This is a genomic window from Hominisplanchenecus sp. (assembly GCF_046967715.1).
Classification (GTDB): domain Bacteria; phylum Bacillota; class Clostridia; order Lachnospirales; family Lachnospiraceae; genus Hominisplanchenecus; species Hominisplanchenecus faecis.
The window spans coordinates 1-10,529 of sequence record NZ_JBKVNQ010000022.1; the positions used below are offsets into that span (position 1 = coordinate 1).

Below are 10,529 nucleotides of genomic sequence, written 5' to 3' on the forward strand. Positions count from 1 at the left end.
GCTTTCGCTGACCAGAATCACGCACCAAGTCTCACGTGCGTTCGACTTGAATTACGGTGGTTGTCAATATATGTAAGTACTGCAAAAATTACAAGCACAAGTGTTAATACTTCAAGTGTATTCATACAATATCTCCTTTCCGTTTCCGGAAGGAACAACCACCAGACTATTCCTACGTTAGCTCTAATCTGATTACTATTAGTCTAGCATATATAAAATGAATTGACAACATACAACATAAAATTTATTAATTTTACATTTTGTATATCAAACCTAATCGGTTTCCTTTGCAGTAGCCTCCACCTGGCGGCTGACTTTTGAGGTGTCACGGTTCATAAAGTAGCTGTAGATCAGGGAGGACATTTCCTGAAGAGAATCTACGGCAGAACTTTTGCTGGAAACCTCGCAGGACATGATACATAAAATATAATCGCCTTTTGGTGTGTAGACGATTGCTGCATCGTTTTCGCAGTCGGAAGTCTCACCGGTTTTGTTTGCAACACGCGATTCCGACGGGATCGTGGATGGGATTTTGTAGGTAACCTGCTGATTTAACAGAAGTTCTTCCATCTGGCAGGAAGCGAGATGAGAGATAAATTCTCCGCGGTAAATACGTTCCAGAAGGCGACCGCAGTCTTTGGCGGAAGTTGTGTTTTTGGTATCAGCGTCGTACCACAGACTGGTGTCTTCCAGACCGTTGTATTCGTGCGTATATTCAAATCCCTGTGCTTTTATGAAAGCATTTACTTTCTTCATGCCTTTTTTGTGGTCGTGATCTTTGTTCAGATAACGGACCAGCTCATTTGTGGCAGAATTATCGCTGACTGTGATCATTTCATCGAGAAGATGTTTGGTCGTGTCATTCATTTCCAGATTGCCGTTCTGGATTTCCTGCATTACGGCTCCCATCACATAAAGTTTGATCAGGCTTGCGGACTCCTGGGCACGTTCGTTGATGCTTATCACATTTCCGGTGGTCAGGTCTTTCAGATAAACAGACCACTTGGAAGAATAGCTGTTGACGCGTCTGGTAAGCTCTGTTTTCAGCTCTTTCCAGGAAAAATCCTGATTCAGAGAATCAAAAGTGTAGGAAGGTGTAAGAGTGGCTTCCTGCAGAATCTGTGAAAAGGTATCGGAATTATCAGCCATAAGAAAAGAAGCTGTGTTATTGGAAGACTTGCTTTCTTCCGGGATTTCCGTTTCAGCTTCTGTCTCCGCTTCGGTCTGAAAAGTGCTTAATGTTTCAGGGGATACCGTTTCGGTTTCGGACGGAACGGATTCTGTCGGAGTACTTTTTTCGGTTGTTATATCCTGGCGGAACGGCGATTCCTTCAGCCAGTCTGTTGTATCAGAAGCAGCTGCCAAAGCAGGAAAATTCTGTAAAAGAATACTGCCGGACAAAAAGGCAGCAGTAAAAGTTTTTTTCAGTTTCTTAGAGGTCATGCTACATCCTTTCTCCTGAAAAACAGTTTGATGGATCAAGATACAAAACAATGTCTGCCAATGCTCTGACATCATTCTGAATCATACAATAAACTTTTCGTTCTGTAAAGAGTTCAGACAGAAAAATATTCTTGATAAATGCTGGAAAATATGCTACATTCTCAAGGTGACAAGACACCTGAAATGACATTGCTGAAGAATCAATATAAAGGTGTAAACTCACTCCGGGAAGTGCATACAGGCAGTCTGACCGGGAAAACTTTATCGAGGAGGAAAGAAAGGCATGAAAAAATTACTGAACCACATTTTTATTGATGGTTTGAGTGGCATGGCTTTGGGCTTGTTTTCTACACTGATTGTTGGTACAATAATCCAACAGATTGGAAATCTGATCGGCGGAAACATTGGAGACATGCTTTTTATCATGGGAAAGATGGCAGCGGCGATGACCGGTGCTGGTATCGGTGTCGGTGTGGCACACCGTTATCAGGAAAGTCCGCTGGTGGTGCTTTCTGCGGCAACGGCCGGCATGACAGGAGGATTTGCAAGTAAGATTCTGGCAGGTTCACTTCTGGTTGACGGAAGCGTTGTTCTGGCAGGGCCTGGAGAACCGCTCGGTGCATTTGTAGCGGCATTTGCAGGAATTGAACTGGGACATCTGGTTTCCGGTAAGACAAAAGTAGATATTCTGGTAACGCCGATCGTGACGATCGTAACCGGATGTGCAGTCGGTCTGATCGTAGGACCGCCGATTTCCAAATTTATGACCGGACTTGGTGCAATCATCAACTGGGGAACAGAACAGCAGCCATTTATCATGGGAATCGTGGTTTCCGTGCTGATGGGAATGATCCTGACACTGCCGATCAGTTCTGCGGCTCTTGGTATTATTTTAAATCTTTCCGGACTTGCAGCCGGTGCGGCGACGATTGGATGTTGCTGTAACATGGTAGGATTTGCGGTGGCAAGCTATCGTGAAAATAAGGTTGCCGGACTTCTGGCACAGGGCATTGGAACATCTATGCTGCAGGTGCCGAATATTGTAAGAAAACCAATCATATGGATTCCGGCGATTGTTTCCAGTGCCGTTTTGGGACCGGTCAGCACAATGCTGGTCAAAATGACGAGCAATGCAACAGGCTCCGGTATGGGAACCGCAGGATTTGTAGGGCAGATCATGACCTATCAGACGATGGCACCGGAAATCGGAGGTACCATGACAATGATCATCATTGTGGTATTCCAGATTGTGCTGCCGGCAGTGATCACACTGGCAGTGTCCGAATTTATGAGAAAAAAAGGCTGGATCAAAGACGGCGATATGAAACTGGAACTGTAGGAGTGAGCTTAAGCCTCCTGCAAAGTGATTCCGACAGAATCATGTATCAGATTTCCTATGCATCTGATTTGATCAAATATGCAGGAGGTGTAAAAAGAAATTATGAATCGAAAAGGAACAGGGCTTGTCCATATTTATTTCGGGGACGGAAAAGGAAAGACAACAACAGGAATGGGACTCTGTGTGCGGGCAGCCGGTTATGGCTACCGTGTACTGATCTATCAGTTTATGAAAAACAACAAGACGAGTGAACGAAACATTCTGGAAAAGATAGAGAATGTTTCAATCGTAAACGGACTGGATCAGGAGAAATTCAGCTTTCAGATGACGGAACAGGAAAAGAAAGAACGTCTTGCTTTCTATAACAGTCAGTTTGAGAAGGTGACAAAGAAAGCGGTGGAGGAAGATTTCGATGTGCTTTTTCTGGATGAGACGATCTATACGATTAGTGCGGGACTGCTGGATGAAAAGCTGGTACTTGACTTTCTGAAAAAGAAACCGGACAAGCTGGAAGTGATCCTGACCGGAAATACACCAAGCGAGGCGATGATCGCTGCGGCAGACTATGTATCGCAGATCAAAAAGATCAAGCATCCGTTTGATGAGGGTCAGGCATCCAGAATGGGGATTGAAAAATAGAAACGAATCGGAGAGTGTGTGAAATCCGGCACAAAAATATCCGTAAAATGAGGAGTGCCCCCAATGTCTGGTACATTGGAGGCTATTATGAAAAAATTTATTGCTTTGTGTAAAGTGTATCAAAAGCTTTCGCTCTTGAACTGTTTACATAGTAACAATGATGTATGAATAGAATATGAACACTCTGTGAAAAGTGTGTGAAAATAACAAAAACAGGTCTTGAACAGACCTGTTTTTTGTTGGAATGTACTAATACATGACGGAATTGTTGGAGTACAAAGTACGGAACAATTCGTATGCATCTTTTCATCGTAACATCAAAGCTTAATGTTTTTGAACAGGGAGCCAAGACTTGTGGTAGCGGCTTCTGTCTCCGGAAGTTCGAAAGTCTCTTCTTCGACTTCTTCTGCAGCTACATCGTTCAGGGCTTTCATGCTCAGACTCAGTTTTCCGTCTTTGATCGCAGTGATCTTGACTTTTACAGTATCACCTTCGGACAGAACAGCTGCCGGTGTTTTGATACGTTTTTCGCAGATCTGAGAAACGTGCAGCAGACCGGACAGGCCATTTCCAAGGTTGATAAATGCACCGTAAGGTTTGATGGTCTCTACGGTTCCTTCGGTAACGAGTCCGACCTGAACGTTGGAAACTTTTGCTTTGCGTTCTTCATCTGCTTTCTCACGCAGGATCTCTCTTGCGGAAAGGACGAGACGTTTGTTTTCAGTATCAGCATTGATGACACGGACTTCCAGTTCTTTGCCGAGCCAGTCGTTCAGAGCGTCTTCTTCTACATAGTTCAGGGAAAGCCTGGATGCCGGGATGAAACCGCGGATGCCGTCCAGGTATGCAACCACACCGGATTTTACGATGCCACCGACCTTAACGGTCAGGTTGGTGCCTTCTTCCATGTATTTTTTGAATTTGTCCCATGCGAGAATGTCATTCGCTTCTTTGGAGGAGAGCAGAATGTGGCCTTCTCCGTCATCTCTGCGGATCACGGTTGCGGAGATCTCATCACCGATGTGAACATCTTCTTTGAGATTAAATCCAGGATCGCTTGTGAAATCTTCCAGACGGATGATACCTTCGGTGTAGTATTTCAGATCCAGTGTGATCTCAGATTCGGAAACACCGATTACGGTTCCGGTGAGGATATCGCCTTCATGGATTTGTTTGAAAGAAGCTTCCAGTTCTTCAGCGTAATCAGCCATGGTTTCTGCCGGTTCTTCCGGTGCGGCAGTTTCGGTGATTTCCGGTGTTTCAGCAGCCGAAGTTTCGGCTTCTGCTGCGAGTTCTTCAGATGTTTTTAATTCTTCTGACATTGTAATACCTCCTGTTGATTTTGTAGTGTTAAGGCAAAAAGATGCAGACCGGAAGACTTGCTGCCGGGTCTGTAAAATATGATTCCAATATACCTTTTTGCGATGAATTTGTAAAGCAACTTGGGAAATAACTTTTGACCATGACATCCAAAAATGCTAAAATAATAAAAACAGGAGCAGACGGGTGTCTGCGGAAAGGATGGACTTATGAATATTCCGACACCTCATATAGAGGCAAAAAAGGGTGATTTTGCAAAAACAGTACTGATGCCGGGTGATCCGCTGCGGGCGAGATTTATAGCGGAACATTATCTGGAAGATGCAGTTCTGGTCAACTCGGTGCGCCAGATGTCAGGTTATACGGGAACTTATAAGGGCAAGAGAGTTTCTGTGATGGCGAGCGGCATGGGAATGCCTTCAATGGGCATTTATTCTTATGAGCTGTTCAATGGTTATGATGTGGAAAATATTATCCGGATCGGCACGGCAGGTGCACTCAGGGAAGATCTGCATCTGCGGGATCTGGTATTTGGCATCGGTGCCTGCACAAATTCGAATTTTGCGGCACAGTATCAGCTTCCGGGAAGCTTTGCTCCAACGGCATCTTTTCCACTTTTGAGAAAAGCAGTGGAAGCGGCAGAAAAAAGGGAAGGTCTGCATTATATGGTCGGAAATCTGCTTTCTTCGGATACATTTTACAGCGATTCCAACCTGGATGTGAACTGGCGGAAAATGGGCGTACTGGCCGTGGAAATGGAAGCGGCGGCATTGTATATGAATGCGGCGAGAACCGGAAAACAGGCTCTTGCGATCTGTACGATCTCGGACAGCATTGTTACCGGAGAGGCGACAAACTCAGCAGAACGTGAAAAGAGTTTTCATGATATGATGGAACTGGCACTTGAAATCGCACCTGAATAACGGAGGGATTTGCAGGATGGATGACAGAGATAGAAAAGAGCTGGTAAGACAGGCTTTTCTGGCACAGCAGCAGGCTTATGCACCGTATTCAGAGTTTCTGGTCGGGGCGGCACTGCTCACAGAAGACGGTAAGATCTATCAGGGCTGCAACATTGAGAATGCGGCATATTCGCCGGGCAACTGTGCGGAGCGGACAGCATTTTTTAAGGCAGTGTCAGAAGGCAGGCGGGATTTTACGGCGATAGCGATCGTCGGAAATAAACGGGGCGAAGCCGGAGATTACTGTCCGCCGTGCGGCGTGTGCCGTCAGGTGATGGCAGAATTCTGCAAAGCAGATTTTGAGATTCTGCTGGCAAAAGATACGGAAAACTGGAAAAGTTATACACTGGAGCAGTTACTGCCGGAGCGTTTTACGTTATAATCATATGGAGGCTATTATGGAAAACAATAAGAGGAAAATTTATGTGATCGGACACAAGAATCCGGATACGGACTCGATCTGTTCTGCGATCGCTTATGCAGATATCAAAAACAGAACGGAGGAAAATCCCGTTTACGAGGCAAAGCGTGCCGGTCAGATCAACGAAGAAACGCTGTATGTGCTGAAACGTTTTCAGATGAATACACCGGGCTATATGCCGAATGTCGGTACGCGTGTCAAAGACATGGATGTGCGTAAAGTCGGTGGAGTGGACAGTAAAATTTCTCTGAAAAAAGCATGGACGCTGATGCGGAATGAAAATGTATTTACCCTTCCGATCCTTAATCAGAATCAGGAGCTGGAGGGTCTGATCACGACAAACGACATTACAGAATCGTACATGGATGTTTACAACAATGCAGCGCTTTCTGAGGCAAGAACGCCGTATCGCAACATTCTGGAAACAGTAGATGGAACGATGATCGTTGGAAATGAGCATGCACATTTTACGGATGGAAAGGTGCTGATCGCGGCATCCAGCCCGGAAGTGATGGAACAAAGTGTGGAGCAGAATGATCTGGTGATTCTGGGAAACCGTTATGAGGCTCAGCTTTGTGCGATCGAGATGGGGGCAAGCTGTATCATTGTCTGTATGGGTGTTCCGATTTCGAAGACGATCCGCCGACTGGCAGAGGAGAGAGAATGTTTTGTGATCAGTTCTCCGCATGATACTTATACGGTTGCACGACTGATCAATCAGAGTATGCCGGTGAAACATTTTATGACCAGTGAGAATCTGGTGAAATTCAGCATTGACGATTATACGGATGATATCAAAGAAGTTATGGCAAAACTGCGTCACAGAGATTTCCCGGTTCTGAATAAACACGGAAAATATGTGGGAATGGTTTCCAGACGTAACTTGCTGGGTATCAAACGCAGACAGCTCTGCCTTGTGGATCACAATGAAATTTCGCAGGCGGTTGACAACATCGAAAGTGCAGAGATTCTGGAGATCATCGATCACCACAGGATCGGATCTTTGCAGACGATGGCTCCGGTTTATTTCCGCAATCAGCCGGTTGGATGTACGGCAACGATTCTGTATCAGGTTTATCAGGAAAAAAATCTGACGATCGAGCCAAATATTGCCGGACTGCTCTGTTCTGCAATTCTTTCGGATACGCTGATGTTCCGTTCTCCGACCTGTACGGCGATGGACAAGGCAGCGGCAGAAAAGCTGGCGGAGATCGCCGGTGTCAAATGCGAAGAGCTGGCATCCGAGATGTTTGCAGCGGGAAGCAACTTAAAGAATAAATCACCGGAAGAAATCTTCTATCAGGATTTCAAGAAATTTGAGTTAAATAAATCCAGCTTTGGCGTTGGACAGATCACTTCTGTAAATGCGGATGAGCTGACCGAGATCAAGAAAGAACTGCTTCCATATATGGAAAAGGCTCTGGGAAGCCACGGAGAATCCATGCTGTTCTTTATGCTGACAGATATTATCAACGAAAGCACAGAGCTGCTGTTCTACGGCGGAGACAGCAAAAATGTGGTAAGCGAAGCGTTCCACAAAGAGCCGCAGGAAGGCGAGCAGTCTGTGATCCTGCCGGGTGTTGTTTCCAGAAAGAAACAGCTGATCCCGAGCTTTATGACGGCAATGCAGCAGTAGGAGGCAATTATAATTATGGCAAAGCAAATCTGGAAACCGGGAAATATGATCTATCCGCTTCCGGCAGTGATGGTCAGCTGTCAGAGGGAGGGCGAGAAACCAAACATCATCACGGTGGCGTGGACGGGAACCGTCTGTACCAACCCGCCGATGGTTTATATTTCGGTAAGACCGCAGCGTTATTCGTATGATATTCTGGATGAGACAGGAGAATTTGTCATCAACCTGACAACAAAAGAGCTGGCACGGGCAACTGACTACTGCGGCGTACGTTCCGGCCGGGATGTCGATAAATTCAAAGAGACCGGGCTGACTGCGGTGGAAGCAACGAAGGTCAAAGCACCGCTGATCGCGGAAGCACCGGTCAATATCGAGTGCCGTATCACCGAGAAGAAAGAACTCGGTTCGCACCATATGTTCCTCGCAGAAGTACTGGCAGTTCATGTTGATGAAAAATATCTTGATGAGAATGGAAAATTTCAGCTCAATAAAAGCGGGCTGATCGCATATTCGCACGGAGAATATCTGGATCTCGGAAAAGAGATCGGGACGTTCGGGTATTCTGTGAAGAAAAAGACGAAAAAGCCACAGAAGAGAAGAAAGAAGAAAGTGGAGAGGTAGTTTTTTACTCCATCTCACTTGCTCGTGTCACCGCTTTTTTTCCATATTTTTTGCGAATAGAATCAAGTGCTGCATCCAGTTTTTTCTGTTTTTCCGGGGATGGTTTTTTCGGAAAATCGGCATTGGCATTTGTTTTGTTTGCAGAAATATCGGAAAAATCCAGGTCAAACAAGGAAAGCTGGACGGGCTCATTTTCATCGACGAGTTTGGTAGTGCGGATACCTAACAGGCGAACGGGCTGCTGATTCCAGAGTTCGTGGAAGAGCCGTTTAGAGGTCTGAGTGATCAGGTCGGTAGAATTTGTTGGAATATCAATCTGGGTTTGTCTGGAAACAGACTGAAAATCGTAGTATTTGATTTCCACACAGATGCTGCCGGCTTTTTTGTGTGCTTTTCGCAGGCGGGATGCAACACTTTCTGCAAGGGAGTGCAGGATCGGTACAGCCTCGCATTCTTTTGTCAGGTCGGAGGACAGAGTGGTAGAGTTTCCAATCCCTTTTGCCTCCGCCGGGGTGGAACAGACCGGGCTGTTATCGATGCCATTTGCGTAATTCCAGAGCATGGTTCCATGGCTTTTCAGATTGAGCGTGATCAGTTTCGGGTCGGAGGCAGCAAGTTCTCCGATGGTGCGGATGCCGAGGTTGTTCAGAGCTTTCACGGAAGATTTGCCTGCCATGAACAGTTCTCCGATCGGAAGAGGCCACATTTTCTGCGGGATTTCGTCTGGAAACAGAGTGTGTATTTTATCCGGCTTTTCAAAATCCGATGCCATTTTTGCCAGAAGTTTATTGGAAGAAATACCGACATTTACGGTAAAGCCAAAGCGGCTGTGGATTTCGTCCTTGATGTATCTGGCAGCGGTGTAAGGTGACGGATAGCGATGGGAAATCCCGGTAAAATCCAGGAAACATTCATCAATGCTGACCTGTTCAATATCAGGAGTCAGGCTGTGCAGAAAGTCCATCATGCGGCAGCTGTACGCATGATAAAGGTCGTGGTTGGGCGGTGCCATTACAAGATTTGGGCATTTTTTTAAGGCATTCACGACAGGTTCGCCTGTGTGGATGCCGAATTTTTTTGCCGGAATGGATTTGGCGAGGACAACGCCGTGGCGTGTCTTCTGATCGCCGCCGATGATGGCAGGGATTTCTCGCAGATCCGGACCGTTTCCTGTTTTTAAATTTTCGACAGACGTCCAGCTTAGATAAGCGGAATTTACATCAATATGAAAGATCGTACGCATGTGGGGACACCTCGGTTTGCTTTATCCTCATGTTTAAGCGGATGAAAAGGTCAATCGTCTTATCTTGCAAGCAAGAACGACGTTGGACTTTTTCATCCTTGGCATCATTTATTGTACCACTTTTTTCACGTCTGCACAGGGGAAAGCATATTTTATAGCAAATGTTTTGCGAGTGGAGTGAGACAATCATGGATTCTTTTGAAGAAAAATTTCCGTGGAATTTTATGTCATATCATCAGGGTTATCCGATGCCGGGAGCGATGATGCCGGTGGAAAGCCCGATGGCACCGTGGATGGGCATGGCAGGTGGTTATCCTGTTTATCCGGCAAACATGTATCCGCAGGCGTATCTGGATGAGATGCAAAATGAGCGGGACATGAAGAAGATGAAGGAACTTTATCCGGAGGTGGCGAAGGATGTTCTAAGTGTGGTGGAGGATGAGTGTGACCAGATGGAGTACGACGGCAGCATGATGTTTGATGAGTATCCGGATAAGGTGATGTTTGAGCGGATCAAAAACCGGATTTATGATAAGGTTCAGGAGAAATATCCGGTCGAAGAGGAGGATGACCGGGATCAGGCGATGGTTATGCAGCAGGAGGTAAGGAGACGTTATCCGCCGCATAAAAACTGGCTGGGGGATATGATCGAGGTGCTGTTGTATCAGGAAATGTACCGCAGGAGGTGCAGACGGCGAAGCTGCCGCAGGAGATACTGAACCGAAACAAAAGGGGCAGACGGAGGTCAGTTTAAAAAAATTTAAGTTGTGGTTTTAAAGCAAAGACATTACAATGGAGGGGACTGCTGAGGTCATACAGCAGTTCTCATCTCAGTCGTATTATCTCAGTTGAGAAGACTCCCACTTCTGCAAGTGGTGAGTAATAACAAGTCTTTCTCAGTGGGA

Annotated in this window: 10 protein-coding genes; 7 read left to right on the forward strand and 3 right to left on the reverse strand. The window is 46.0% G+C overall.

Going from position 1 to position 10,529, the window contains the following annotated elements:
• Positions 1 to 273: 273 nt before the first annotated feature.
• Positions 274 to 1,443 (reverse strand): serine hydrolase, encoded by a 1,170-nt coding sequence (locus tag ACLTL4_RS04715; RefSeq protein WP_412320287.1) that lies wholly within the window; start codon positions 1,441 to 1,443, stop codon positions 274 to 276.
• 283 nt (positions 1,444 to 1,726) lie between these two features.
• Between ACLTL4_RS04715 and ACLTL4_RS04720 the strand changes: the two genes are divergently transcribed.
• Complete coding sequence (locus tag ACLTL4_RS04720; RefSeq protein WP_173896177.1) at positions 1,727 to 2,782, forward strand: PTS transporter subunit IIC; 1,056 nt, start codon at positions 1,727 to 1,729, stop codon at positions 2,780 to 2,782.
• Between the two features lie 102 nt (positions 2,783 to 2,884).
• Positions 2,885 to 3,421: a cob(I)yrinic acid a,c-diamide adenosyltransferase gene (locus ACLTL4_RS04725; protein WP_022118370.1), complete on the forward strand. Its 537-nt coding sequence runs from the start codon at positions 2,885 to 2,887 to the stop codon at positions 3,419 to 3,421.
• A 317-nt stretch (positions 3,422 to 3,738) separates the two neighbouring features.
• Here the strand turns inward: ACLTL4_RS04725 and ACLTL4_RS04730 are convergent, their stop codons facing one another.
• Positions 3,739 to 4,743: a S1 RNA-binding domain-containing protein gene (locus ACLTL4_RS04730; protein ID WP_022118371.1), complete on the reverse strand. Its 1,005-nt coding sequence runs from the start codon at positions 4,741 to 4,743 to the stop codon at positions 3,739 to 3,741.
• Between the two features lie 207 nt (positions 4,744 to 4,950).
• Here ACLTL4_RS04730 and deoD point away from each other — a divergent pair, with 207 nt between their 5' ends.
• Genes deoD through ACLTL4_RS04750 form a run of 4 tightly spaced genes read left to right on the forward strand, consistent with a single transcriptional unit; the run spans position 4,951 to position 8,381 of the window.
• Positions 4,951 to 5,664 (forward strand): purine-nucleoside phosphorylase, encoded by a 714-nt coding sequence (gene deoD / locus ACLTL4_RS04735; protein ID WP_022118372.1) that lies wholly within the window; start codon positions 4,951 to 4,953, stop codon positions 5,662 to 5,664.
• A 16-nt stretch (positions 5,665 to 5,680) separates the two neighbouring features.
• The gene (locus tag ACLTL4_RS04740) at positions 5,681 to 6,085 is read left to right on the forward strand and encodes a cytidine deaminase (RefSeq protein WP_022118373.1); all 405 of its coding nucleotides are present in this window, start codon (positions 5,681 to 5,683) and stop codon (positions 6,083 to 6,085) included.
• A 16-nt stretch (positions 6,086 to 6,101) separates the two neighbouring features.
• Positions 6,102 to 7,760, forward strand: coding sequence for a putative manganese-dependent inorganic diphosphatase (locus ACLTL4_RS04745; protein WP_022118374.1), 1,659 nt, complete (start codon positions 6,102 to 6,104; stop codon positions 7,758 to 7,760).
• A 15-nt stretch (positions 7,761 to 7,775) separates the two neighbouring features.
• Positions 7,776 to 8,381 (forward strand): flavin reductase family protein, encoded by a 606-nt coding sequence (locus tag ACLTL4_RS04750; protein WP_022118375.1) that lies wholly within the window; start codon positions 7,776 to 7,778, stop codon positions 8,379 to 8,381.
• Positions 8,382 to 8,385: 4 nt separating this feature from the next.
• On the opposite strand, the gene ACLTL4_RS04755 is transcribed toward ACLTL4_RS04750, so the two are convergent.
• Complete coding sequence (locus ACLTL4_RS04755) at positions 8,386 to 9,624, reverse strand: Y-family DNA polymerase (protein WP_412320288.1); 1,239 nt, start codon at positions 9,622 to 9,624, stop codon at positions 8,386 to 8,388.
• Between the two features lie 188 nt (positions 9,625 to 9,812).
• Here ACLTL4_RS04755 and ACLTL4_RS04760 point away from each other — a divergent pair, with 188 nt between their 5' ends.
• A complete protein-coding gene (locus ACLTL4_RS04760; RefSeq protein WP_173896182.1) occupies positions 9,813 to 10,343 on the forward strand; it encodes a hypothetical protein in 531 nt (176 codons plus the stop codon).
• The last annotated feature ends 186 nt before the right edge of the window (positions 10,344 to 10,529 follow it).